This is a genomic window from Candidatus Zixiibacteriota bacterium, from assembly GCA_040753495.1.
In the GTDB taxonomy this organism is placed as follows: domain Bacteria; phylum Zixibacteria; class MSB-5A5; order GN15; family PGXB01; genus DYGG01.
This window is the reverse complement of record JBFMEF010000006.1, coordinates 1-26,606: the sequence shown is the minus strand read 5'-3', so window position 1 is coordinate 26,606 and position 26,606 is coordinate 1. Positions and strand designations below refer to the sequence as shown.

The window sequence follows — 26,606 nt, the reverse complement described above, 5'->3', positions numbered from 1 at the left end:
GATGATGCTGCGGTAGCCATCGAGCGCTTTTTCCGGCGGAACATTGAGGAGGCTTTGATACTGCCCGGCAAAACTGAAGAGGGTGTCCTCGCCAATGGCGCTGGAGCGCATGGCAATTCTCGCCGAGGGATTCCTCTTTTTAAGTTCGGCAAAGGCGGCCGCAATGGCATCGGACAGGTCCGGCGGGATTTCTGATGCTGTGACCATGCCTCTGATATCATTGCCAATCGCCACCAACTGGGAGTAAGACTTAATATCGACCTGGCTTATTTTTTCGGTGATTTTATCCTGAAGGTTATTGGCTTCAACAAAACGCTTATACGCCCAGGCAGTAATGGCAAAGCCATCGGGAACCGGCAATCCCAGATTGGTCTTGAGTTCGCCTAACTGGGCATTCTTGCTTCCGACACTGAAAGCCCGTTCCCGTCCCAGCATATCGAAAGGCACGACATAGTCATCCTTTTCGATGGCGGAGCCGCCGGTCACGAGGAGGTCCAGTTCCCGGTTTATTTCCCGGTACCGCTCTCGAAGCGCTCCGTAACGGTCGCCGCTCAAGATATTGAGCTCCGCTATGAGTTGCTCCATCCCTTCATTAATTTCACGGCGCGATTTCTCGATATATCCCATATCAAAGAGATATTCGCCCTGTGATTTTTCTTCCATGTCGCTGATGATTTTGAGGACACGGTAATTGGAGTCAAGAATCTTGAGAAAATGCTCGAATTTTTCCTGAATGGATTTGATAAGCTCGTCGGAAAACCGGCGCCGCGTGAGGAATAAAGACTTCAGCCAGTTCATCTCAATAAAGATAAACCTTTCGGGCTTTACCTCCCCGGCATGACCGGTATGTTGGGGAAGTGATTAGCGTTCGATTTTAATATAGAGTATTAAGTCTCAAAATCAAGAGGAATTAAATCATGAAAGTTGTCGAGAGCGCTGCCGGAACTGAAGCAGTTAACAGATGCGGGGAAGCTGTTCGCCGCTAAACATATCGAGGAGCCGCGCCACCCCCAGAGTTGATTTCACCGTAACCGAAAAGCGGTCTCCATTCAGAACAGAACCGATTCTTACCGGAGTAAAACCGGAGACAGTACGGGAAAGAATCTCGATTGCCCGGCTGACCTGCGAATCCGGGAGAAAAATTACGAATCGTCCCTCATTAGCGACATAAACCGGGTCCAAGCCAAGGATTTCGCATGCCCCCCTGACATCTTCACGCACCGGCAGATGAGATTCTTCTATTTCTATATGTAGATTTGCGGTTTCGGCGATTTCGACCAGGGCGCTTGCCAATCCTCCGCGGGTCAGGTCGCGCAGGCAATGGATATCGATTCCCGCGGAAAGCAGCGACTGCACACTGCTCCAGAGAGGGGCGCAATCGCTTTCGATTCTGGTTTCAAGCGAAAGTCCTTCCCGCGTTGCCATTATAGCAATGCCGTGGCGGCCGAGGTCACCGTTGACCAGGACGGCATCACCTGCGACCACCGAGCGCGGCTCAATCTTGAGAGAATGCTCAATAATTCCAACGCCGGAGGTATTGATATAGATGCCGTCGCCCTTTCCTCGGTCAACGACTTTGGTATCGCCGGTTATCAACTTTACTCCGGCGATATCAGCCGCCTGTTTCATTGATTGCAGAATCTGCCAGAGAGTCTTCATTGGCAACCCTTCTTCAAGAATCAATCCGGCGCTCAGGTATAGCGGTCGGGCGCCGCTCATGGCGAGGTCGTTGATGGTGCCGTTTATTGCCAGAGTTCCGATGTCGCCCCCGGGGAATTGAATCGGTCGCACTACATATGAGTCTGTCGTGATAGCCAGGCGCGTACCGGCAATTTCGAAAACGGCGCTGTCGTGCAAGTTATTTGAGAAGTCGGAAGAAAATGTCGGCAGAATCATTTTTTCCAGGAGCTGATGCATTAATTTTCCGCCGCCGCCATGAGCGACAAGGATTGAGGGGTAGTCGCTGATGGGAAGAGGACAGCGAAAGTTATCTTTCGGGTCATCTGACATAATCACCCCGTTCTTTCGAGGGTCTTCGCTCGGTAGCGGTAGTAAGCGGCGCAAGCGCCTTCCGAGGAAACCATAGTGGCTCCGAGCGGCTTTTCGGGAGTGCAGCGAATGCCGAAAGCGGGGCAATCAAACGGATTTCTGGCGCCTTGCAGGATGAGACCGCTGACACACTCCGAGGATTCGGAGACGACACCGTCGCCCAGCCCAAAGCGGACTTCAGCATCAAAGCGGCGATACTTTTCTTTCAATGTCAAACCGCTTCGCGGAATCATGCCGATGCCGCGCCAGATGCGGTCAGTGACGTCAAACAGCTCAGACAGCACACGTTGCGCGTGAAGATTACCGTCTTCGGTTACGGCTCGTCGGTACTGATTTTCAACCCGGCAGGTTCCCTTTTCGAGTTGAGCAATCAGCATCTCTATACCCTGAAGAATGTCGAGCGGCTCAAAGCCGGTCACGACTATCGGCACGCGAAATTTTTCCGCAAGGGGCATATACTCATGATACCCCATAACAGTGCAGACATGTCCGGCGGCAAGAAAGCCGTTCACCCGGTTCTCCGGCGCGGATAGAATCGCCTCGATAGCAGGAGGCACCAGAACCTGGGAAACCAGCAGGGAGAAGTTTTCGAGGTTTTCTTCATATGCCTGCAGCACCGCCATGCCATTTGCCGGGGCGGTCGTCTCAAATCCGACCGCAAAAAAGACTATCTCTTTTTGGCGGTTGTCTCGAGCAATCTGAACGGCATCGAGAGGGGAATAGACTATCCGAATGTCGCTGCCACTGGCTTTCACGGACAACAAGTCTGCCGTAGAGCCGGGGACGCGCATCATGTCGCCGAAAGTGCAGAAAATCAGATTGGGTTGGGACGCCAGCTCCAGAGCCTTATCGACAATATGAACCGGAGTGACACAGACCGGGCAGCCGGGTCCATGCAGGATGGTGATTTTGTCCGGCAGGAGCCGGTCGATTCCGGACCTTATAATAGTATGGGTCTGGCCTCCGCAGATTTCCATAATCGTCCAGCGACGGCTCGTCTTCTCGGCTATTCTCTCCAGCATCTTTGACGCCAGACGGGGATTGCGATATTCATCGAGATATTTCAAAGCGCTTCCTCTTTCGTCCCGGAGGCGTCATCCATCTGGCGCAGGTAATCAAAGACTTTTTCCGCTTCTTCGGCATCGACTACATTCAGGGCGATGCCGACATGAGCCAAAATATAGTCGCCAATCTGCGCCTCGGGGACACAGGCAAGATTGATTTCCCGAATAGTTCCGCCAAAACTGACTTTGGCGACGCGATGGAGGGAATCGGCGGCGTCATTTATTTCTATAATTCTACCCGGCACTGCCAGACACATTTTATGGCTCCCATTTAAAATTCCCGGCGGCGGCGAAAATCTGACCCAAGGCGATACCACCGTCATTGGTCGGCACGTGACGATGCCAGAATGGTTCGAATCGGGCCTGCCGCAGGCTTGAAATAGTTCTATCGAGAAGATACGAATTCTGGAAGCAACCGCCACTCAGCGCAACTCTGGAAATGTTCAGAGTCCGGCATAGAGCAACGATTGCATCTATGAGGGCATTATGAAACGCCGCCGCAATTGTTCCGGTTTCGCGCCGTTGCCCAAGGTCTTTCATTATAGACCGTATCATTGGCTCCCAGTCAAGAATAAACCTGTCTTCCTGCTGGACTATATCAATCTTGTAGGGAGTGATTTCTGATGACAAGTCTATTGACTGTTCCAATTTCAGCGCCGCCTGACCTTCAAAATTGTTGAAATGGGAAAGATCAAGCAGCGAGGAAACGGCGTCGAATACTCTCCCGGCACTGGTGGTCCAGGGGCTGTTAAGACCGGAGCGACAGAGGTCAGCCAGCACCCGCAGTTCTTCGGCGCGAAAGCTTTTGAAGCAGGGTAGATGATAGAATTGAGCGGTATTCTCCCCAAATGTCTGATAGAGTAAGCTGAACGCGGAGCGCCGTGGTTCTTTGATTGCCTTGTCCCCACCTGGCAGCCGAAATGGGCGGAAATGAGCGGCTCTTCGTATAGTATTTATACCGACGACAAAAAGTTCGCCGCCCCAAATCTGATTATCGAATCCCAATCCGGTGCCATCCCAGACGACGCCAAGCAGGGGCGGGGTAATCTCGTTCTCCGCCATGCAGGAGAAGATATGGGCATGATGATGCTGAACATGGCGAAGATTGCTTGTTGTTCGAGCGGCATATTTTGATGACAAATAATCGGGATGGAGGTCGCAGATGGTTTCGTCCGGTGTTACATCATAAATGCCGCTTATGTCGCGAATTGTATTCTCAAATGTGACGGCGGTCAAAGCCGATTCCAGGTCTCCGATATGCTGGCTGATGAAGACCTGCTTGCCTGAAGAAACGGCAATGCTGTTTTTGAGGTGGGCGCCGACTGCAAGACGGTTACCCAGGGAATCTTTAAGATAGACCGGAAGGGGGGCATATCCGCGCGCCCGGCGAATAATCATCTCTCGCCCTGCGATATGGCGCACCACAGAATCATCGACCGGCCTGACAATATCACGGTTGTGCACCAGAAAGTAATCGGCGATGCCGCTCAAGCGGGCGAACGCCTCTTGATTACTGATGCAGATAGATTCATCGGATATATTGCCGCTGGTGGCAACGACCGGGCGTCCCAGCGCTCGCATTAAGAGATGATGAAGAGGGGTATAGGGGAGCAACAAACCGAGTTGGCGATTATCCGGAGCCACCAGCTCCGAAAGGGGGAACCGATCGGAATGCTTTCTTCTCAGAAGGACAATAGGCGCCTCGGGAGAACTGATAAGGCGCGCTTCATCATCCGAAATCTGGCAAAGCAGCCGAGCCGATTCGAGAGAAGGGAGCATAAGGGCAAAAGGTTTTTCCTCGCGCCCTTTCCGACGGCGCAGCCTGGCGACCGCCTCATTATTGGCGGCGTCAACTATCAGATGAAAACCGCCCAAACCTTTGATGGCAAGAATCTCCCCATTTTTGATCAACTCCGCCGCGGCGATAAGCGGTTCACCCGTACTCGTAATAGTTCGCGCAGCGCTGTCAAGGAGCTGCAGTTTGGGACCGCAGACGGGGCAGGCATTCGGCTGCGCATGAAAGCGGCGGTCTTCGGGATTCTCATACTCTTGCCGGCATTCCGGGCACATTACAAACGGCCTCATCGAGGTATTGTCTCTGTCGTAAGGGAGCGCAGTAATAATGGTATAGCGGGGTCCGCAGTTGGTGCAATTGGTGAAAGGGTAATGGTAGCGGCGATTGGCGGGGTCAAATATCTCTTGCAGACAATCGGGACAGGTTGCGATATCAGCCATAACCAGAGCGCTCCTGGCGCCGGCGCCGTTACTTTCGCGAATTCTGAATTCGTCATATCCGACTGCAGCAAGACATGAAAACTCCAGACTGCTTATATGAGAACGGGGTGGAGGCAGACTCTCAAGAAGAGAGAGAAACTTATCCAAACTCTTCGAATCGGCTTCAACTTCAATGGTAACGCCGGCGGCGTCATTGCTTACCCAGCCGCGGAGCCCCAGTTCTTTTGCCAGTCTAAAGACAAAAGGGCGAAAACCGACTCCCTGCACCGCTCCGCGGATTAGTACGCGGATTCGCTTTAATTCTGGAGAAGACAGCGATTGTCCGGTTATGCTTTTAGTCTCCGAAGGGCTCATTTGGTCACCGCAACCTTCGCAGTTAAGGTCTTAATCTCATCCAGAATCAACTTCTTAACTTCGCCGGCGCTCTGGAGAACCTCGGGGGTCAGCTCCGTGCCGTTGGAAAAAGATTTTCCTTCGATGCCATAAATAATGAGGGCAGAGGGGAGCGACCCCAGGGCGCGGGATACTTCGATGGCCTCGGCGACACTAAAAGCGTGTGAAGAGTAATTAAAGAAATTGACCGGAACGGTTCTGGCTGAGGCGTCAATGCGATGAATTCTCCCCGGTAGCGCTCCCGATTTGACGGCATCAATAATTATCACGATATCAAAGCCGTTCCAGCTTTCAATCAGTGAGGCGCCTTCACCTGAACCCTGGATAATCTTGGTATCCGGCGGCAGCAGCGAAGTCAGTTCCCGCGCAATTCGGAGACCAACCCCGTCATCGGAGCGGAATTCGTTTCCGACTCCGATAACGAGCAAGCGGGGGGTGTTTCGCCCTTTGGCTATACTGGCGGTCATAAGTGTCACAGCTGCTCAATATGGAGCTTCAAGAAATGGCAGGAACAGGAGATACAGGGGTCATAATTGCGCACCGCCTGTTCGCAAAGCCAGGTTAGTTTGTCATTGGACAGAGCCATATTGTCCTTAACGAACTGATACAGGTCAGCTTCGATTATTTTCTGATTCTGAGATGTAGGGGGGACGATTTTGGCGTCTTTTATATTGCCGCTATCATCGATGCGATAGCGGTGATAGAGAATACCGCGGGGGGCTTCAGTGCAACCATAGCCAACACCGGCATGCGGGACAACCTCCTGATATGAGTTTTCCGGCGGTTCATATTCATTGATGATTCGAAGCGCCTCCTCGCAAGCAAAAACGGTTTCCACCGCCCGGACTATAATACTCTTGAAGGGATTATTACAAAAGGCTCCTAGTTTGACTTCGTCTGCCGCTTTCCGGGCGGCCGGAGTGAGACGGTCCTGATTGAGATTGTAGCGGGCAAGGGGACCGACATAATAAGCGCCGCTTCCGATATGAACGGAATGCAGAGATGTGGAATGCTCAACGTGCTGCTCTTCAAAATGTTTCTCATAATCGGCAATATCAATATCCAGTCCCCGGTTGGAAACGAGTCGTCCTTCGCAGAGAGGATATTCATCGGGATGACGCAGCGCCACGAATTCATAGTCCTGCTCGAACTGAGGGTAATTGAATGTCGCCACTAATTTGACCGTCTCCACGGCGGCATCTTTCGCCCACTTGAGCGGTTCGACCAGCGCGGTCAATTCTTTTTTGGTGGGAGCTTTGTAAAATCCACCGACGCGGGCGTTAATCGGATGAATCTCCCTGCCACCAAGAAGTGCGACCAGGTCATTTCCGATTTTTTTCAATTTGAGTCCCTGTTTGACGGCATCAGGATAATCTCTTGCCATTCTGATGGCGTCTTCATATCCGAGAAAGTCGGGGGCGTGGAGAAGGTAGATATGGAGGGCGTGGCTTTCAATCCATTCGCCGCAGTAAAGCAGCCGCCGCAGTTCGCGCAATGTCCCCTCTATCTTGACTCCACAGGCGTTTTCCATGGCATGGATGGAGCTCATCTGATAGGCGATAGGACAGATGCCGCAAATGCGGGCGGTAATATCGGGCGCTTCCCGGAAATCGCGGTCACGCAGAAAGGCTTCAAAGAAACGGGGCGGCTCAAAAATCCGCAGTTTGACATCGACCACAGTGCGGTTCTTGATTTTTACGAACAATCCCCCTTCACCTTCCACCCGCGCCAGCATATCGACTTTGATGGTTCTACTTCTCATACAGCTCACTCTCCTTCCGGAAGGCATCGGCAAAGGCGTTAAATCCACGGAAAGCCCGCTTAATATTAAGCGGAGAACAGCCCAGCTTTTCCCATTGTGTGGAGAGAGCGGACGTGTTGGGAGTCTCTTTGGGACCGAAGCAGCCGTAACATCCGCGCAGATAAGAGGGACAGATAGAGCCGCAGCCGGCGTGAGTCACGGGACCAAGACAGGGGATGCCTTGCGCTACCATGACACAGACATTCCCTTTCAATTTGCATTCGATGCAGACGCTATGTTTAGGAGTGACCGGTTTGCGCCCGTTGAGAAAGGCGCTTAAGACCTCCACCAGTTGGTACTTGTTTATGGGACAGCCCCGCAATTCAAAATCGACCGCAACGTGGTCGGAAATGGGGGTTGACTTGTTGAGCGTATCGATATAGGCGGGGGTGGCATAAACCAGGGCGGTGAATTCTTTGACATCTTTGAAATTGCGCAGGGCTTGAATGCCGCCCGAGGTGGCGCAGGCTCCGATGGTGACCAGAAATTTGGAAGCGCGGCGGACTTTATGAATCCGCTCCGCGTCGTGCGGTGTCGTGATGGAGCCCTCCACCAAAGAGAGGTCATAAGTGCGACCCACCACGGCGCGCGAGGCTTCCGGGAAATTCGCAATCTCCACAGCGCCGGCGACTGCCAGAAGTTCCTCCTCGCAATCAAGAAGGCTCAGCTGACAACCGTCGCACGAGGCAAACTTCCAAACGGCCAATTTCGGTTTCTTTTTATGAATCATATCAGATTTCTCTTTTCTTGAATAAATCCGCCGTTTCGCTATATCTGAAAACGGGACCATCTTTGCAGACAAAAAGATGCCCGAACTGACAATGTCCGCAGTGGCCTATGCCGCATTTCATGTTGCGCTCCCCGGATATATAGATGTTTTCCTCGGTCAGGTCGCGCTTCAGGAGTTCCAGAACGGTAAAGCGCATCATGATTTCCGGGCCGCAAACCATGGCAATGGTATGCATAGGGTCAAAAGTGGCTTTGGGAATCAGCAATGTAACCACGCCGACATTCCCCTGCCAGGCACCGGTGGAGCGGTCAACGGTCACCTGAACATCAAAGTCAAAGCGGGCGCGCCAGGTTTCCAGTTCCTGGCGAAAGAGAATGTCGTCAGGCGTGCGCGCTCCGTATTGAAGAATAATCTTTCCGTACTGCTCGCGATGAGCGAGGAGATGATAAATAACGGGGCGAAGCGGCGCCAGGCCGATACCTCCGGCGACGATTATTATGTCATGCCCTTTGGCTTCTGCCACGGGCCAGGGACGTCCGAACGGTCCGCGCACTCCTACCAGGTCGCCGCGCTTGAGTTGCCGCATATTTTTTGTGACGGTCCCGACCGCGCGAATGGTATGCACCAGGGTTCTGGTATTGCCGGGGTCGCCGCTGATGGAAATCGGCACTTCACCTACGCCATAGATATAGAGCATATTGAACTGCCCGGGTTGAAAGGACAGCCCATTGCCGTCAGATGTCTCCAGGTCGAAAGTGAAGGTGTCATACGTCTCTTTGCGGATTCTTTCCACCCGAAAGAGCGCCGGCATCCAGGGCTGCGAGCGGTCTAAACCGTTCTTGATTTTTTCAAGAGTTGTCGCCATAGATATCCAACAATTGAAGTCTTGTCGCCTCCAGCCGTTCGGCAATTATTAGGGTAAAACGTTTCATAAGTTCGTATCCCAGGTCGTGGTCTTCTTCCAGTTTGGTGCGCAGACATTTGCCGTCAAGCGCGATGGCGCGGGTCAGTTCCAGCGCCCGGGCGTCAAAATGCCATTTGTACGGCGGCACCAGCCAGGACCAGCCGAGCACTTCCCCCTGCTGACGGGTATGAATAGTGATCGGTCCTTTTACCGGAGAGTAAGTTTCGATAACAACTTTCCCCTGACGGACAATGTAAAAATGGTCGGCGTTTTCGCCGGTTCGGAAAATAAATTCTCCCGCCTGGAAGACTACATTTGAGGCGCAGCCCACAATCAACTTCAGATATTTGGGGTCAAGCCCTTTAAGAAACGGATGCTGTGCCAGAATAGGTTCTAAAGTCTCCATTTATGACTCCTTGTTCAAATTGCTTTCGCTTTAATAGCGCCGCTCCGAATAGCCGCGGTTTCTTCTGTTATATCAATTCCGGAGGGACACCAGGTGATACAGCGGCCACAACCGACACAGCCGGAACTTCCGAACTGGTCATGCCATGCCGCCAGTTTATGAGTCAGCCATTGACGGTAGCGCGATTTCACGGAAGGACGAATGCTCCCGCCATGAATATAGGAATGGTCGAGGGTGAAACAGGAGTCCCAGCGCCGGACACGCGTTGCCGTCTCACCGGTAAGGTCGGTATAGTCATCAATGCTGGCGCAGAAACAGGTGGGGCAGACGAGCGTGCAGTTGGCGCAGGAAAGGCACCGTTTCGCCACCTCTTCCCATCGGGGATGCTCCGCGTTGGCATAGAGCACTTCTTTGATGCCGGCAGTGTCAATTCTCCTGGACATCTTGCGCGCCGCCGCCTGTACCGCTTCATCCGACATTTTAAGAATGTCAAGCGATGCCTTCTCCGAGGGTACCTGTTGCAGTATTTGATTGCCTTTTTCGGTCCCGGCCTGCGCCAGGAAATTGTGCCGGCTGGCATCAATTAACTCGGTTAAAACAATGTCATAACCGGTGGCAGCTTTGGGTCCGGAATCCATAGAAGCGCAGAAGCAGTTTCCCCCCGGCTCGGTGCAATTGACCGCCACAATGAAAATCTGTTGCCGCCGTTTCTGATATATCGGGTCGAGATATTCACTCCCTAACAGAACCCGGTCAAGAATCTCCAGCGCTTTCAGGTCGCAGGGGCGCATCCCCAGGAAAGCCGTTGGCGGCAGCGTATCATTAGTGGCCGAAAACTGGAAGCCATTGCCGGTTCGTTTTGCCTCCAGAATGGGGACGGAAGGTGGAAACAGAAATTTCTTCCAGGAATGCGCGCCGACCAGGTACCCAAAATAAGAATTATCCGCCCGTTTTTTGATTCGATAATATCCCCGGTCTTGCTCCTCGCGCCATCCGACCGGAAGTTCTCCGGCAGACCTTATTTCATCAATAACAATCGCCTGGTCGCGGATGACCGGAGCCTGTATTTTGTAACCGCCGGCGCCCAGCGCTTTCAGCAGATGCTCAAAATCGTCCGCTCTAATAAGCCTGGGCGGAAAATTGTTCGTAGCCGAATTATTCATATAAGATTCCTCATTGGAAAGAGGGGAGAAAGGAAACGCCTCGGTGCGGGACAATGGACAAACATAGTCATTTTCCTCAAGGCAGAATTATTCAAATTTCTACCAAGAAGTCTAATATATCCATCGGCGGAAGGCAACAAAAATCGGAGTACTTTGTGAAATAATTCTCATTTAAGTTGTGACAAAATCCCCCTATTTTACTCGTATTTATGCGCCAAGGCCTCTAAAGCCTGGAATTATTACTTCATAAAGATGTCATAATATGTTATTATTCAATGTAATACAAACCGTGTTATTGTCGGTCGGCAGAATGTTGTCAAAAAAGCCAAAAAATGCCGTCTATAGGCGACGGCTGCCCTTACGCAAAAAGTATATATTAATTCCAGTAAGGTGAAGATAAAAAACGCGGGAGTGGTTCTCCCGCGTTTCGAGGACTCTTTAAATAACTATTCAAGGGCAGATCGGCTCCGGTCCCGACTTGTACAGATGGGTTAGAATATATGTGGCATCAAGAATATTTATTGAGCCGTTTCCATTGGCATCGGCCGCTTCCAATGGTGAAGGGGCTGCGCCCGATTTGTAGAGATAATTGATAATGAAGGTGGCATCGAGAATATTCACGGCGCCGCTTCCATTGGCATCTCCGCAGACAAACGAGGCGCATTCGAATGTGAGAATCGAGACGGCATCGATGCCGGCTTCGACCACGGAGCCGAGCCCGTAATCGGAGGCTTCAAAGCGGATTCTCATATTTGCCGTGGGCGAGACAAAGTTGGAAGCCCAGAAGGAATGGGTGTACCATCCGCCGGATGCCTGAACGGACGGTCCTACCGTTTCTGCCACTGTCCAGTTGGCGCCGTTATCATTGGAAATATAGATAATCATGACGTCATTAAAGGGGTCATTACCGGCATTATTGGAGTACCACCGGGCATAACTTATTAAAGCGTCATTGACTCCACTCAGATTGAATGAGGGGGAGGTCAGCTGCGTATTGCCGTTATCGATATCAGAGTCGCCCGAGGCGTTTCCAGTAAGATAACAAAATCCGGAGCCGTCAAAATCGGCGGTCGGGTCGCCCCGAACTCCGTCGCCAAGGGGAATACCGCGCTGCCAGTGTCCGGCGCTGGCGGTGCCGCTGACGGTCCAGCCTTTGTGCGTCTGAAAATTATCTTCGAATATGGTAAGAGAGGCTTCGGCGACGACGGCATGATTTGGCTCAACCGGATCGGGATCAAGATATATATTATTTTCAGTGTCGCGCGCTTCCACATAAAAATCGATTTTAGTAAAGCAATCCTGCGCCGGAATCGCCGCCTGGTAATGATTTGGCGACAACTCCACCATTGCTACATCGATAAAAGCTCCCTGATTCAGCGAATAATGCAGACGGCCGCTGCCGGGAAGCGGTTCGGTTCCGTAAGTTCCGGTCGCAACAACTTCAAAGGTAGCGGGCTGATTCGGCGGGATTATGGAAGGAACGCCAAGAGGGTAAGAAAACATAACGGCGCCAACCGGGGCATAGATATTATTCACCGTGTAGACCGTCGCCAGGGATGCCTTAACCATCCGGGTCATATATTCAAAATTCATGTAATTGGTGCTGTCACGCGGCGAATGGTACACGGTGGAGAAGTTATATTCATGGGCAAAGGTCGCCTGATAGCCGTTTTGAATGAAGGGATAATGGTCGGAGCCGCCCGAGGAACCGCTGAGCACTCCGGTGATACCTGCCAGCGAGTCCGCCAGCGACTGCCACAGGACGGTGTAAGTGGTGACCGGTCCATGATAGAGTTTAGCCTGGGTGCTGTTGTTGAAATGGGCAATCATATCCATATTAAACATATAGACAATGCTGTCGCCGCGCGCCTTGGCGGCATTGGCATAATTCCAGGAACCGAGCAGTCCCTGTTCTTCGGCATCGAATAAAGCAAAGATGAAAGTCATTTTGGTATCGAGATTGGCAAGAACACGCGCCATTTCGATGACTCCGGCGGTGCCGGAGCCGTTGTCATCGGCGCCGGGAGAATTGGAGACGGCGTCACGATGCGCCCCGATGATAATCTGATGCAGGGGGTCGGTGGCGCCAATCTTATAGCAGAGGACATTGTGCGCCCAGACGGAATAAGAGGATATGTAAAAACTATCCAGCACAACGGAATCATATCCGAACTCCTGGAATTTCCCCATAATCCAGTTTGCGGCGGCCCGGTTGGAATCGGTGCCGATATAACGGCGATAGAAAGCCTGGAGTCGAGAGGTGTACGAGAAGAGGGAGTCCTGACTGACCAGGCCAATCAGAGAATCCAGAGAAATTTCCGCCTGCAGCCGAGAAATGTCGACGGAACCTGAGGTTTGGAAATCAATGTCGATTTTTTCCGTCAGAATCGGGGCAATCTGGGCCGGTGGTTCCGGCGACGGTTCGATTCGGTATATTCGCAGGTCCCCTTCTTCATATATCAAAGGAAAATTCGCGGTATTGAGTCGGTCGAGACGGTTGTCCAGGCCGAGCTGGCTGCGGTCCATATTGGTTGCCACCAGGGTGACGGAGAGTCCGGAGGAGGTCATCTGTTCGGCGACGTCATGCGCGGCTATTACCAGATACCCGTCATTCAGCCGTATAACCGGCTCGGCGCCGGCCTGACGCAGGGCGAGAGCGTCGGCATCATTTTCAACCAGCACTTTATACAGGTCGCCGGCGGAAGCGCCGCCGCTTATTAGCGCGAAGGTTAGCAGTAAATTGAGGATAATTCTCATAGGTGTGCTCCCAGGATGTTCAGGTTATTGATATCGCTTGGATTGACTTTAGGATGACGGCGCAGGCTGAAATTGCTGGAACCTCAAATTCTGATAAATTGAGTGAAACAGGGGAACGGAAAGGGACAATCTGATGCAGCCGACTTCTCACTTTAAAAATATAGAGCAATATGGCTGATTGTCAAGGCAAATAAGCCCTTCCGGGCGCGGTCGGCGCAAGTCTGCGCCAAATGAAACGGCGGGAAATCTATCCCGCCGTCTCCATACCATCTATGTAAGTTCCCCTCTTACTTGAGGATTATCATCTTTCTGCTGGCGACATAATCGCCGGCGGAGAGGCGATAGAGATATACGCCAGAGGCATATCCCTCAGCGTCCCACTCGACCCGCTGATAACCGGCTTCACTGAATCGCTGCCAGGTTTCAACTTTCTGTCCCAGAATATTGAAAATCTCCAAAGTCCATTCTCCGGCGCTGGGCAGGGCAAATTCGATTATCGTCTTAGGATTAAATGGATTAGGATAATTCTGGTCCAGGGCATATTCAGTCGGGATGAAGTTCTCAGCATTGGCTTTCAGGACTGAGCCATAATAGTCGGCGGCATCAATGGCAACCAGCTCGGCGGCGCCATCGTAACTGAGAATATCGCCACTGCCGATAGCCTTGCCCCGCTCGAAGCTGTAAATAAGAACACGGGTGATACCGTCACGATAAATATATTTCATTTCCATTCCGCTGGCGGCCGGTCCCAGGGTGGGGCGGGCTTCACCGTCAAATATCATCAGAAGGGCGCCGATGCTGGTGTTGGTTTGCGCCTTCACCACTTTCGCCTCGGTATGGAAACGAGCGAAAGCCTCAGGTCCCGGTTTTGCCAGAGGCTGGGCATCACCGACAATTACCCGCACCAGGTACACCAGGTCCGCAACGGAAAGAGTAATGCCGTCTCCATTGATTTCGGTTGCGGCAATCTGCCCTTCCAGGTTGACAGTAAAAGCGCCAAGACCGTAAATGAAATAGTTGGTGAAGACCACGGCATCGCCGATCTCGTGGGGAACGCCATTCAGGTTAACATCGCCCCGGGCGTCAATGCTGTCGGCGCAGATGATATCAACGCCGCCATTAATGAAATCGATACATCTTATCGGAGCCGGCTTGTCCGGTCCGCCGCCGACCAGGCAGCTGTCGGGAGCGCCCAGGAAGGTGGGGAAGCGGTCGTTGTAATCGGTGATGTTGTTCATCTGGAAATCGAAAACATCGCGGGAAATCCAGAGGGTGTCGCCGCTGGGGGAGGCGATGCTGTTATCGCCGCAGTCTAACCAGAAAAACCGAATCGGGACAAACTGGCACTCCAGATTGCGGTCGTTACTCACCAGGAAATCGATAGATGCCATAGCGCCGACACGGCCATTGAGATAGCAGTCGGGATGATAGGCGCCGTTGTTGGTTTCGGCAAGGGCAACCACCCGAAGCAATCCCGAAGGACATCCGGTGCACTGTCCGGAATAGCCAAAGCGGTAGGTAAAATATTCCCAGGCGCATTCGGTCAACAACGCTCCCGGCAGCACCACGCCGGGGTTGAGGGCGGAATTGTCATAGGCAATAAGAAAATCAAATCCGCCCAGCGCTTTGCCGGAACCGTTGAGAATGATATTCACCAGTTTGTGATGTCCCTGGAGGACATTATGCACTTTTTCAATTTGCACATGGACGCATTCATCAAGCTGAATCTCAATGCAAACGGTATCGACGTCAATAGCGCCGCAGACGTCAGTGGCGGTAATGGTCAGACAATAGGTGCCGATGGAGTCGATATCGACACAAATCCGCCCAGTGGTCGAATTGTATGTGCCGACCGGCGAGACCACCACGGAGCTGAGATTGTTATCCTGGTCCGATACGGTGATATCGAAACAGAACTGATCGGTGTAGTCAAAGAAGAGGGTGTAATCCGGTGGACCGATTACAACCGGGGCGCGATTGAAGTTGACCGTAACCATGGCGGTATCTCCATCCTTGACACCGCAGGCATCGGTCGCCTCGAGTATAAAGGTGTAAGTGCCACTGTTGGAGGGAGTGAAGCAGATTTGCGAGCCGTTAAAGGTTCCGGTTCCGCTGACCAGCGCGACCGAGGTAATATTATTATCCGGGTCGGACGCGCCGGCATTCCAGCAGATTTCGGCCGGGACGCACTGGAAAAGATTCTGGTCGGCTCCGGCATTGGCAACCGGCGCGAAATTGACATCAAACTGCACGAAGAATGAGTCAATACAGCTCAGCCCGCAGGCGTCGAGGCAGCGGATGACCACTTTGCGGAATTCGTCTCCGGAAGGAGTATAGGTCCAATTGCCCCCTGACAGGGAGCCCGGTCCGCTGACAATTTCACAGTGGTCGAAATTGCCATCGGTGTCGCTGCCGCTAACCGGCAAGGATACCAGGCTGGGGGAGCATTGGAAGAATTTATTGGTATCCGGCGGCAGATTGCAAACTGGCGGGGAATTCAATGTGACCGTTATCATGACCGTATCACGATCAGTCGCGGCACAGGCATCGGTGGCTTCGATTATAAAAGTATATATGCCACTGACGGTGGGGGTGAAGCAGATATTCCCGCCAGAATAGGCGCCCGGCCCGGAAACCAGGGCACAACCGGTAAGATTGCCGTTGATATCAGAACAGGACGCGGGCCAGCAGACAGGGGCTGGAGAACATTGGAAAACATTCTGGTCGGCGCCGGCATTGGCAACCGGCGGAGTATTAAATGATACCGAGACATTTATAGTGTCGAGGTCGGTGGCGCCACAGGCATCGGTTACTTTACCGATGAAGGTGTAAGTGCCCCCGACAGTCGGCGTAAAACAGATGCGGTTGAGTGCGGTGTCAATCGTGCCGCCATGAGCGCCGGGTAGAAGTTCTTCCAGAGTGATATTATTTTCGGGGTCGCTGACGGCATATCCGAGACAGATTGCCGACGAACCACAGATAAATAGGGAGGTGTCGTTGCCAAAGGCGAGTACAGGCGGTTGATTTATGTCGACCGTAATGGTGAAGTTGTCCTCGCAGTAAGCGCCGCAGGAGTCAAGACACCGGATGGTGACGTTGACTGTCTGGTCACTGGTCGGGGTAAAGCACCAGTTGCCTCCAGCCAGAGTTCCCGGTCCGGAGTAGATCTCACAGCGGTCAAAGTTGCCGTCGGGATCGCTTCCCGATACCGGCAGGCAGATTTGACTGGGGGTGCATTGGAAAATATTCTGGTTGTCTGGCGCCGAGCAGAGCGGGGTCTGATTGAGAGTGATATTAATAATGGCGGTATCGCGGTCAGTCGCGCCGCAGGCGTCAGTCGCCTCCATGATAAACATATAAGAGCCGCTGGCCGCAGGAGTGAAACAGATATTGCCTCCGCCGTATGTTCCCGGCCCGGAAATCAGCGCGCAACTGGTCAGGTTGCCGTTGACATCGGAGCAGGAAGCGGCCCAGCAGATTTCGACCGCGGAGCAGAGAAGCAGGGTCTGGTCGGCCCCGGCATTAGCCACCGGCGGGACATTCACCAGCGCGGTTACATTTATGGTATCAACGTCACTCAGCCCGCAGAAGTCGGTAACTCTGACTATGAAAGTATATGTCCCGGTCGCCGGCGGAACGAAGCAGACTCTGTTTTGAGCGGTGTCGATTGTTCCGGGACCAGCCAGTAGTTCTTCCTGGACGATATTGTTATCGTCATCAGAAAGGCTGTACTGGAAGCAGAGAGTGCTTCCGGCGCAGGCGAACTGATTCATATCATCGCCTAGTGAGACATCAGGCGGGTCATTCAGATTGATATTATATGTAAGGGAAACAGTATCAGCGCCGCCGCAGGAGTCGGTCACCGCCGCTGTTACCGAATAAGCGCCACTGGTGGCAGGATTGAAACACCATAATCCCGCGCCGCTGATCGTGCCGTTGCCGGAGATTTTGCTCCAGGTTAAGGGGCCTCCGTTGATATCGGTCGCCGAGAACTGGCGGCAGACCGCAGCCGCGGCGCAGAGAAATGTATCCACGGGACTGGGTGGGTCAACTGCCATCGGTCTGGCATTAATCGTTATATCCATGACAATCTGGCAGGTGTCAGCGCCACAGGCGGTGGACGCGATGACCGTGAGAACGTAGTGACCGTTAGTGTCGGCCGGGAAGCAGACATTGCCGGAGTTGTACGAACCGATTGGGCTGACCGTAACGGTCGCGCCATCACCGATAACGCCGACGGGAGCGCAGACCTGACCAGGAAGACAGATAAATTTCGACATTGGCGCCGGACAACTCAACTGCGCTGCCTGACCTATATCTACATTAAAAGTTAACTGGCAGGTATCGGCACCGCAGGAGGAAGATGCGATTATGGTAATGAGGTAAGTTCCAGAGGTATCAGCCATGAAACAGAGTTCGCCGCCGGAGTAAGTGCCATATGATACCGACACGGTGGCCGAAGCGGGCGTTATATCAATCGTCTGGCAAACTGTCTCAGGGCCGCAGAGCGATACGGAAAGGGGAGCAGTAGGGCAATCGATAACGGCAAATTGTCCGAAACTGATATTTGCCACCACCGTGTCCAGATCGGCGGCGCCGCAGGAATCAGAAACGCGAACGATGAATTGATAGACGCCGCTTCCGGTCGGGGTGAAACAGACCTGATTCAAGAGAGTATCGATATAACCGAAGCCGGATACCATAGTTTCCACCAGCTTGTTTAAACCTTGCGGGTCAGAAACGGTGTAACCGAGGCAAATCGGCTGCGGCTGGCAGAGGAAGAGCGAGGTGTCATTGCCAAAGGCAATGCTGGGGGAGCCATTCAGACTGACATTTACTGTAACGGTGTCTCTGTCGGTTGCGCCGCAGGCGTCCGAGGCTTCAATAATGAACGTATAGCTGCCGCTTCCAGCAGGGGTGAAACAGATATTTCCGCCGCTGTAGGTACCGGTTCCGGAAATGAGAGCGCATCCTGTCAGATTCCCATCGATATCACCGCAGGAGGCCGGCAGACAGATGGAAGTCGGGACGCACTGGAAAAGCGACTGGTCAACTCCGGCATTGGCGACCGGCGGGCTATTGAGCGTGACATTGATAACAGAGGTGTCGCGGTCGGTTGCGCCGCAGGCATCGGTCGCCTGGAGAATGAACGTATAGGAACCGGAGGCTGAAGGTGTGAAGCAGATTTGTGTACCGTCAAATGTGCCGACACCGCTTACCAGTTGTACCGAAGAGATATTGTTATCGGGGTCGGTTGCTCCGGCACTCCAGCAGACCTGAGCCGGGGCGCACTGGAAGAGAGTCTGGTCAGAACCGGCATTGGCAATAGGCGCGGCATTTATGTCGAACTTGACGAAGAAGGAATCAATACAGGCGGCGCCGCAGGCGTCAAGGCATTGCACCACCACTTTGCGGAATTCGTCACCAGAGGGGGTATAGACCCAGTTCCCGCCAACCAGCGAACCAGGGCCGCTCAAGATTTGACAAAGACTGAAATTATTATCGACGTCAGTCGCTCCCACCGGCAGGGATACCGTTGCCGGAGCGCACTGGAAGAAACTGCTCGTATCCGGCGGCATAACGCAGACTGGCGCCGAATTGATAGTGACCGTAATTACCGCGGTATCCCGGTCAGTCAGACCACAGGCGTCTGTCGCCTCCAGAATGAAGGTGTAACTTCCGCTCACCGTCGGCGTGAAACAGATATTTGTTCCGTTGTAGCTGCCGACTCCGGAGACAAGAATACAGGTGGAGAGATTTCCATCGGGGTCGCTGCATGAGGCCGGCCAACAGACCTGTGTCGGCGCACACTGAAAGAGAGTCTGGTCGCTTCCGGCGTTCGCCACCGGGGGCTGATTTATTCCTACGGTTACATTTATGGTGTCGAAATCAACAGCGCCGCAGGCATCGGTAGCTTTAACCACGATACTATAAATTCCAGCAGTCGCCGGGGTGAAACAGACCTTATTGAGGGCAGTATCGATACTTCCGGGACCGGAAAGCAACTCCTCCAAAGTGACATTTCCTTCGTCATCGGTCAAGGCGTAGGTTACGCAGACCGTTGCAGGCGTGCACTGAAACAGGGAGGAGTCGTTTCCAAAGGCAATGACCGGCGCCTGATTGACTTCAAACTGCACCGAGAAACTGTCTTCGCAATAGGCGCCGCAGGAATCCTCACAGCGAATTGTGACATTGACGGTCTGGTCGCCGGTCGGCGTGTAACACCAGTTGCCGCCGCTGAGAGAACCGGGACCGGAGATAATCTGGCACCTTTTGAAATTGCCGTTGGGGTCGGTGGCTGACACCGGCAGACATAACTGACCGGCTGCGCACTGGAAGACACTGGTATCATTGGGTATGCTGCAGACCGGCGGTTGATTTAGAGTGACGGTTATAATTGCTGTGTCTCTCTTTTTGGCGCCGCAGGCGTCGGTTGCTTCCAGAATAAAGGAGTAGCTGCCGCTGGCAGAGGGCGTAAAGCAGATACTGCTTCCGTTATAACTTCCCGGTCCGGCAACCAGGAGGCAAGAGCTGAGATTGCCGTTGGCGTCAGCGCAGGATGCCGGCCAGCAAATAGGCGCCGGTGCGCACTGGAAGAGAGTGGAATCGCGTCCGGCGTTCGCTGTGGGCGGAACGTTCAGAGTGTAAAATATTACCACGGTGTCGTAATCAGTGGCGCCGCAGCTATCGGTTGCCTTCAATACAAACTCATAATTCATAGTCCCGCTGGGAGTGAAGCAGATCTGGCTGCCGTTAAAAGTGCCGGTTCCGCTGATAAGTTCGCAGGTTTTGAGGTTATTATCAGGGTCGCTGCAGGAGGCGGGCCAGCAGAGCGGCGCCGCGGCGCATTGAAAGATAGTCTGGTCGCTGCCGGCATTTGCCACCGGCGGATTGCTCGGACAGATATCTATGGAAAAAGGGCTAACCTGCGGATTGATTGACGGGCTGGAGACGGTCACCTGTCCATCAGAAGCGGTAATGTAATAATCGAAATTCACTTTACAGTCAAAAACCGATGCCGGTATGGTAGCGCAGAAGGTGCTATCACCCGGTGGAGCGGTCATCGCCGCCGAGGTATAACTGACCTGACCGGTCACACGATAGAAGAGGGTAACCGTCAAGCCGGACGGGGGCGTGTCTTTGTCGGTTATATAGGCGCAGATGGTAAGGGGGCTGTTGTCAGACTGGCAGGTATCTTCCAGACCGACGGTTATCGGAGTGCGGGAGATATGGGGATTGTCGCGCTCCTTGCAGAAGGCGGTATCGCATGGCGAACAGGCGCCGCCGTTATAGTAGCATGCCACCACCGTATGAGTATCGCCGTTTTGAATCGTGTCGCTGCTGTAATAGCAGATATAGTAGCGGCTGCAGAGGCGCTGTTTGATGCGAGTGTAGAGAGAATCGATATCGTCATTATTGGGGGCCTGGTCCCAGTAGCCGCCGGTGCCATTAGCGAATGCCTGAAGCGCCTCCGGATTGTACCAGGTATTGGTTATGGAGCCGAGGTTAAATGTGTATATCGGGACTCCGGAGCTATTAGCCAGATTGCAGATGAGAGTGGAATCATCGGCGTAGGTGTTGTCGTTGACGCCATCCGGCGGGGGATAACAAAGTTGGCTGCGATTCTCCAGTCCATCGGTAAAGGCAATCACAGCTTTGCTCCCGAGCTCCAGCTTGGTCAAATCGACACCTTTGTAGATGCCGTCAAAGCAGGCGGTGTAACCGTTAGCGGAGAGGGCGTTGATAGCATTATGCAAGGTGGTCTTATTGCTGGTAAAGGGAGTGATGGTGCCGATGCAGCTTGAATACGGCACAATCGCCACCCGGTCAAAAGGGTCCATATTGTCAACAAAACGGTGCATGGCGTTCTTGGCGGCGGTAAGACGTCCGCCATCGCTCATACTTCCGCTGACGTCGACGACCAGACAGACCGAGGTAATGCAGGAATCGAGACTCAATTGCTGGATGCTGAAACTATCGACGGTAAATCCATCCTGAGACAGGCAGATGCTGTCGCCGGTCATGCCGCCGATAGGGTCGCCGTTGGCGTCCAGAATATCAAGATAAAGGCAGATCAAAGGAAACTGTGAGCAATCGAGCTGCGAAATATTAGTCGAATTTACAGTTTGTGAAGAGGAAAGGTTGTAGAGCGGATAGATAAGTTCGGTGGCGCGGGGAATCGGTCCCGGCGGGATAGTCGTGTCGATAACAGTCGGGTCGTCTTCAGGTCCGACAACAATCTGGGCTGGGCTCAATGCGGCAAATACCAAGAGCAGCATTAAGCAGTCCAATAGCATTTTTCCCATAAGCTTGCACTCCCATGGCGAATATATATTTCATCTTTTTATACCTATTTGAGGACGCCCTCCCTGACCGATAAGATATTACTCAGGGAGACTCTTTACCAACGGGCGCGTAAAAAAAGTAATAACAGGAAAATGTCGGTGTCAGTCACCGACCGGCAAGTAATTAGCAAACGGTATTGCCTTAATCCTCCGCGCGCAGGAAACCATCCGGCGCTGCTGCGTTTTTCATTGTTTAGATATTAATTCTGCCGCTTACCACTCGGCAATATCAAAGTCGGTTAAGTTTCCAATTCCGCCGTTCTGTGCTCTGGCTAGCCTAACCGTCGTAGAAACAGGGGTAGCTTATTTATAAGTTACATTTATTTAACAGGTTGTCAACCAGATTTTCCCATCAATTTATGGGAAAAAAGCACTCCCTCTCTCAGAGATTTCACAATTTTCCCTGCTGCTTCACGAGAAGGTTTTGTCGAATTAAATAAGCTGTTGATGAATAAGAAGTTATCGTTTTGGGCTACTTGAAGCTGATTCTGCCTCCCAGTACAACCGGATAGGGATGACAATAAAATCAAAGGTACTCTTTTGCCTTGTATCGCATCTGCCGACCACTTATTTTCCGTTCCTGATGGCAGCAATTAAGCCAGTGAAAGATCTGCCGAATTGAAATTAAACATGATTATCTGAGAAAAGAGAAGAATGGAAAGTAACGACAGCACAGTTAAGACCGATTTTATCCGGGATATAATTAGGGAAGACATAAGATCGGGACGGTTTCCCTCGAAAATCATGACACGTTTTCCTCCGGAGCCGAACGGGTATCTTCATATTGGACATGCTAAATCTATCTGCCTTAATTTCGGCATTGCCGCCGAGTTTGGAGGGAAATGCAATCTTCGCTTTGATGATACCAATCCCACCAAAGAAGAGCAGGAATATGTGGACTCGATTAAAGAGGATGTCCGCTGGCTGGGATTTGACTGGGAAGACCGGGAATATTATGCCTCCGATTATTTTGACCGTCTGTATCAGTATGCGCTGGCGCTGATAAAAAAGGGTAAGGCGTATGTCTGCGACCTTACGGCGGAGGAGATTCGCGAGTTTCGCGGCACCCTGACGCAACCGGGGAAAGAGTCTCCCTATCGAAATCGCTCGATTGATGAGAACCTGGCATTGATTGAGCGGATGCGCCAGGGGGAATTTCCGGATGGCTCGCGCACCTTGCGGGCTAAAATCGATATGGCATCCCCCAATCTCAATCTGCGCGACCCGGTGATGTACCGAATTTTGCACGCCAGCCATCATCGCACCGGCGACAAGTGGTGTCTTTACCCGATGTATGACTGGGCGCACGGGCAGAGCGATTCAATTGAGGGTATCACCCATTCGATATGCACGCTGGAATTCGAGGACCATCGCCCGCTTTACGACTGGTTTATCGCGGAATTGGGGATTCATCACCCCCGGCAGATTGAATTTGCCCGTTTGGCGCTGACTTACACCGTGATGAGCAAGCGGAAACTTCTGGAGCTGGTGAAGCGGAAAATTGTCTCGGGTTGGGATGACCCCCGTATGCCGACCATATCGGGACTGCGGCGGCGCGGTTTTACGCCGGAATCGATTCGTCTTTTTGCCGAGCGCATTGGGGTTGCCAAGCGCGACAGCACAGTTGAGATAAGCGTTCTCGAAGATTGTATCCGCGAGTTTCTCAATAAAGAGGCGCCGCGGGCAATGGCGGTACTGCGCCCCCTGAAGGTAGTTCTGATTAACTATCCTGAAGAGAAGATTGAAGAATTTGAGACTGATAACAACCCGGAAGACCTTTCGATGGGGAAGCGAAAAGTTCCTTTCTCGAGAGAACTTTATATAGAGCGGGATGACTTTAATGAAAATCCTCCCAAAGGATATTTTCGCCTGACACCAACCAATGAAGTCCGCCTCAAGCATGCTTATTTTATCCGACTTAGTGAAGTCATTCGGGACAGCGCCGGCGAGATAAGGGAGTTGCGCTGCACCTATGACCCGGAGACATACGGGGGAGAGGCGAAAGATGGCCGGAAGGTAAAAGGGACTATCCACTGGGTTGCGGCGGCGCACTCCGTTGATGCCGAAGTTCGCCTGTATGACCATCTCTTTACCAAGGAAGACCCGGAGGATGACAGCGACGGAAAAGACTTTTTTGAGTCGGTCAATCCAGATTCGCTGGTAACCTTGAAAGGATGCAAACTGGAGAAACCGATGGGGCAGGCGCCGGCACGAGGCCGGTACCAGTTTTTGAGGCACGGCTATTTTTTCATCGACCCGGTTGATTCTACACCGGGAAGACCGGTTTTTAATAGAATAGTTTCGCTGAAGGATACCTGGAAAAGAAAGTGACAGGATATTAGTCGATTGACAAGGGATGGGGCATGGTGGTTTTGCCTTTGTCAAAGTTGACCTGATACGACGGGGAAAATCTGCCTCAGGAGTCGGTTTCCGACTCCGCCATCGCGCAGGTCGAGATTTCTTTCGGCTCTTGAAATTCCATCTGTCACCAGAGACATTAAGAGAAATCAGGGGAGAACCCGAGCGTTTGTCCTCTAATGGTTCTGTCCTGCCTGGCAGAATGAGACCGGGTCGACACGCAGGTCGACCGCTACAATTATGGGGGCTACTATGAATCGAAATTCGGACAAAAAAAACTGGGGAACAGGGAATCGAACCCCGATTTCGTGGTCCAGAGCCACGCGCCCTACCGTTGGACCATTCCCCAGTAACAAACTGGCGGGCGCTTACTTTATCGGTAACCGCCCTGCGAAGTTCACCCAATATATGTCCGGCAAGCCTTTTGTCAAGAAAATGTAGTTTAGCCCGCTCTTTTTTTGACTGTCACCACCAGCGCGGTTCCTTTCACAGCTATTTCGGCTCTTGAGGCCGCAAACTGATTTCGAAGGCTCAGGCTGTCGCCGAATTTCAAAGGTGATTTCGGCGCCGGATAGACCAGCCCTTTGAAGCGCACTTTTACTCCATCGGAAAGCGGAAGAAGGGAAAGATAATCTCCTTTTCGCCCCGCAATCTCTGCCTTCTCATCCTCCAGAAATATGACTTCGGATGCCGGCGAGATTATCCTACCGAAAATTTGGCGGCGATACAATCGTGATGCCCTCTTAATAAGATGAAGCAAAAATATATTTTCCAGGGTGTGGTCGATTTCGGTCTGCCCCAGCGCTCCGCAGATTTCAATTTCATCAGCCCCCCGTTCCATCGCCATTTCGACGGCAAGCTGGCTGTCGGTTTTATCTTTGCGCGGCGAGAACCGGAGCACCTCAATTCCTGAGAGGTACTCGTTGGTTAGTCGAGGAGCGGAATCGAAATCGCCAATAATGATATCCGGGCGCGATTGACTTCGGAGAAAAAATCGAACTCCACCATCGACCGCGACCTTCACATTGTCTTTCAGCCGCGTTCGATAAAAATTGACCTCAGCCGCAGAATACCGGTTGTTCAAAAACAGAATATATTTCTTCGCTTGAGATTTTCGGCTCATATCAGTCACTTCGGCCTCTGGCGGCGATTTTGACTTTTTCAATGACTTTTCTTTTGCTCACCAAATAGGCATAATCAAAGAGGTTCATCACGGCGCAGGCATGGTTAGGGATAATTCGGAGCCGGTCGCCTATGCGGTATTGTCCTTTAGGCCGGTCGATAATGCCATGCTCTTCCGAGAGGCGGCTCAATCGGTCACCGGTCCCGACAATATACCCGAAGCCTTCTACGAAATTTCTTCCATGGGCTCCTTTATCGAGGCTCAGCGCTTTGCTGCCGGCGTCGATGACGACCCGGTCGCGCGATGGCACGCTTATCACAGTCGCCATCAGGGTGAGGGCACAATCATCTATCGGGGCAACGCCCAGGGCAACTTGGGTCATGTCGTTGAATATGTAATTGCCTACCCGAAGTTCTGTCACCCCTTTTACGGCGGCGCAGTAATTTGCGGTCGGGGTGGAGCCGACACTAATAATCCTTATATCATATCCGGAACGGCGGAGTCTCTCGGCATAATTGACCAGCCTTGCTCCTTCCATCGTCCCGATATGACTTCGCTCCTCCTTACTTGTCGCCCCGTAGGCATGCCCGGCATGGGTCATCAGTCCGACCAGCTTTATCCCTTTCATAGATGCCGCAGTCTTGAAAATCTTCTCAAGTTGTCTATAAGAATCAACACCGCCTCGATTCAGGCCGGAATTTACTTCGGCAAGAAGTTGCAGGCGGCCTGATTTGCGACCCAGGACGCTTATAATCATATTCAGATGTTCTGTCGAATCTACTGCCAGGGAAATGCGGCATCGAGAAGTCAATCGGGCGACCCGGCGCAATTTATCTTCACCGACAACGAGATTGGCAATCTGAATATCGTGGATGCCGGTTCTGGCGAATATTTCGGCTTCTCCCACTTTTGCCACGGCGATGCCGACCGCCCCGGCGCGAATCTGTCGGTGGGCAAGTTCCGGTATCTTATGTGTTTTCACATGAACCCGCAGAGAGACTCTATATCGGGCAGCGAGCTTTTTCATTCGCATTATATTGTTCTCAATTATCGCCTGCTCCAGGAGAACCGCCGGTGTGCTTATAGTGTCAAAGGATTTTGGCATATGCGGAAGATATATGCAAGACCTCAGTTTTCAAATTAATAAGAATCTTTCTCACGGTGTCAGAAAAGCGCCGAGCAGTCCGCAAAGCAGCACTGCCAAAAGTGAAATCAACAGGTAATCTACACCAATCATCGGGAGCAGCACAGTTACCGGAAGAATCGCTCCCAGCGAGG

The 26,606-nt window shown here is 52.5% G+C and carries 16 protein-coding genes and 1 tRNA gene; 1 reads left to right on the top strand and 16 read right to left on the bottom strand.

Annotated features, from left to right (window positions below; genetic code table 11):
* The 13 genes from AB1690_00460 to AB1690_00400 all read right to left on the bottom strand — a co-directional run.
* On the bottom strand, nt 1-798 hold a 798-nt coding region (locus AB1690_00460; GenBank protein MEW6013774.1), incomplete at its 3' end, for a PEP/pyruvate-binding domain-containing protein.
* A 156-nt stretch (nt 799-954) separates the two neighbouring features.
* Nucleotides 955-2,010, bottom strand: a complete 1,056-nt coding sequence (hypE, locus tag AB1690_00455) for a hydrogenase expression/formation protein HypE (GenBank protein MEW6013773.1) — start codon at nt 2,008-2,010, stop codon at nt 955-957.
* 2 nt (nt 2,011-2,012) lie between these two features.
* A complete protein-coding gene (hypD, locus tag AB1690_00450; GenBank protein ID MEW6013772.1) occupies nt 2,013-3,116 on the bottom strand; it encodes a hydrogenase formation protein HypD in 1,104 nt (367 codons plus the stop codon).
* Nucleotides 3,113-3,370 carry a HypC/HybG/HupF family hydrogenase formation chaperone gene (locus tag AB1690_00445; protein ID MEW6013771.1) on the bottom strand — a complete coding sequence of 86 codons (258 nt, stop codon included), beginning with the start codon at nt 3,368-3,370 and terminating at the stop codon, nt 3,113-3,115. Before AB1690_00445 ends, hypD begins: the two co-directional genes overlap by 4 nt.
* Before the next feature lies 1 nt (nt 3,371).
* The gene (hypF, locus tag AB1690_00440) at nt 3,372-5,702 is read right to left on the bottom strand and encodes a carbamoyltransferase HypF (protein ID MEW6013770.1); all 2,331 of its coding nucleotides are present in this window, start codon (nt 5,700-5,702) and stop codon (nt 3,372-3,374) included.
* Nucleotides 5,699-6,208, bottom strand: a complete 510-nt coding sequence (locus tag AB1690_00435) for a hydrogenase maturation protease (GenBank protein MEW6013769.1) — start codon at nt 6,206-6,208, stop codon at nt 5,699-5,701. Before AB1690_00435 ends, hypF begins: the two co-directional genes overlap by 4 nt.
* 5 nt (nt 6,209-6,213) lie before the next feature.
* Nucleotides 6,214-7,503, bottom strand: coding sequence for a Ni/Fe hydrogenase subunit alpha (locus AB1690_00430; protein ID MEW6013768.1), 1,290 nt, complete (start codon nt 7,501-7,503; stop codon nt 6,214-6,216).
* On the bottom strand, nt 7,493-8,272 hold the full coding sequence (locus AB1690_00425; protein MEW6013767.1) for an oxidoreductase: 780 nt from the start codon (nt 8,270-8,272) through the stop codon (nt 7,493-7,495). The genes AB1690_00430 and AB1690_00425 overlap by 11 nt, the downstream gene beginning before the upstream one ends.
* A 1-nt stretch (nt 8,273) precedes the next feature.
* Nucleotides 8,274-9,137: an FAD/NAD(P)-binding protein gene (locus AB1690_00420; GenBank protein MEW6013766.1), complete on the bottom strand. Its 864-nt coding sequence runs from the start codon at nt 9,135-9,137 to the stop codon at nt 8,274-8,276.
* Nucleotides 9,121-9,582, bottom strand: a complete 462-nt coding sequence (locus AB1690_00415; protein MEW6013765.1) for a cyclic nucleotide-binding domain-containing protein — start codon at nt 9,580-9,582, stop codon at nt 9,121-9,123. Before AB1690_00415 ends, AB1690_00420 begins: the two co-directional genes overlap by 17 nt.
* Before the next feature lie 14 nt (nt 9,583-9,596).
* Nucleotides 9,597-10,745 (bottom strand): 4Fe-4S dicluster domain-containing protein, encoded by a 1,149-nt coding sequence (locus tag AB1690_00410; GenBank protein MEW6013764.1) that lies wholly within the window; start codon nt 10,743-10,745, stop codon nt 9,597-9,599.
* A gap of 450 nt (nt 10,746-11,195) precedes the next feature.
* Nucleotides 11,196-13,502 (bottom strand): M28 family peptidase, encoded by a 2,307-nt coding sequence (locus AB1690_00405; GenBank protein ID MEW6013763.1) that lies wholly within the window; start codon nt 13,500-13,502, stop codon nt 11,196-11,198.
* Between the two features lie 287 nt (nt 13,503-13,789).
* A complete protein-coding gene (locus AB1690_00400; GenBank protein MEW6013762.1) occupies nt 13,790-21,781 on the bottom strand; it encodes a VWA domain-containing protein in 7,992 nt (2,663 codons plus the stop codon).
* A 720-nt stretch (nt 21,782-22,501) separates the two neighbouring features.
* Here AB1690_00400 and AB1690_00395 point away from each other — a divergent pair.
* A complete protein-coding gene (locus AB1690_00395; GenBank protein MEW6013761.1) occupies nt 22,502-24,178 on the top strand; it encodes a glutamine--tRNA ligase/YqeY domain fusion protein in 1,677 nt (558 codons plus the stop codon).
* Nucleotides 24,179-24,483: 305 nt separating this feature from the next.
* On the opposite strand, the gene AB1690_00390 is transcribed toward AB1690_00395, so the two are convergent.
* The 3 genes from AB1690_00390 to AB1690_00380 form a co-directional block, all read right to left on the bottom strand.
* Nucleotides 24,484-24,554, bottom strand: a tRNA-Gln gene (locus AB1690_00390).
* A gap of 93 nt (nt 24,555-24,647) precedes the next feature.
* Complete coding sequence (locus AB1690_00385) at nt 24,648-25,328, bottom strand: thiamine diphosphokinase (GenBank protein MEW6013760.1); 681 nt, start codon at nt 25,326-25,328, stop codon at nt 24,648-24,650.
* A 1-nt stretch (nt 25,329) separates the two neighbouring features.
* Nucleotides 25,330-26,433, bottom strand: coding sequence for an alanine racemase (locus AB1690_00380; protein MEW6013759.1), 1,104 nt, complete (start codon nt 26,431-26,433; stop codon nt 25,330-25,332).
* Between the last annotated feature and the right edge of the window lie 173 nt (nt 26,434-26,606).

Coding starts and splice junctions, on each gene's coding strand:
- hypE (MEW6013773.1), bottom strand. CDS start 2,010: ATGTCAGATGACCCGAAAGATAACTTTCGCTGTCCTCTTCCCATCAGC.
- AB1690_00445 (MEW6013771.1), bottom strand. CDS start 3,370: ATGTGTCTGGCAGTGCCGGGTAGAATTATAGAAATAAATGACGCCGCC.
- hypF (MEW6013770.1), bottom strand. CDS start 5,702: ATGAGCCCTTCGGAGACTAAAAGCATAACCGGACAATCGCTGTCTTCT.
- AB1690_00435 (MEW6013769.1), bottom strand. CDS start 6,208: ATGACCGCCAGTATAGCCAAAGGGCGAAACACCCCCCGCTTGCTCGTT.
- AB1690_00430 (MEW6013768.1), bottom strand. CDS start 7,503: ATGAGAAGTAGAACCATCAAAGTCGATATGCTGGCGCGGGTGGAAGGT.
- AB1690_00425 (MEW6013767.1), bottom strand. CDS start 8,272: ATGATTCATAAAAAGAAACCGAAATTGGCCGTTTGGAAGTTTGCCTCG.
- AB1690_00420 (MEW6013766.1), bottom strand. CDS start 9,137: ATGGCGACAACTCTTGAAAAAATCAAGAACGGTTTAGACCGCTCGCAG.
- AB1690_00415 (MEW6013765.1), bottom strand. CDS start 9,582: ATGGAGACTTTAGAACCTATTCTGGCACAGCATCCGTTTCTTAAAGGG.
- AB1690_00410 (MEW6013764.1), bottom strand. CDS start 10,745: ATGAATAATTCGGCTACGAACAATTTTCCGCCCAGGCTTATTAGAGCG.
- AB1690_00405 (MEW6013763.1), bottom strand. CDS start 13,502: ATGAGAATTATCCTCAATTTACTGCTAACCTTCGCGCTAATAAGCGGC.
- AB1690_00400 (MEW6013762.1), bottom strand. CDS start 21,781: ATGCTGCTCTTGGTATTTGCCGCATTGAGCCCAGCCCAGATTGTTGTC.
- AB1690_00395 (MEW6013761.1), top strand. CDS start 22,502: ATGGAAAGTAACGACAGCACAGTTAAGACCGATTTTATCCGGGATATA.
- AB1690_00385 (MEW6013760.1), bottom strand. CDS start 25,328: ATGAGCCGAAAATCTCAAGCGAAGAAATATATTCTGTTTTTGAACAAC.
- AB1690_00380 (MEW6013759.1), bottom strand. CDS start 26,433: ATGCCAAAATCCTTTGACACTATAAGCACACCGGCGGTTCTCCTGGAG.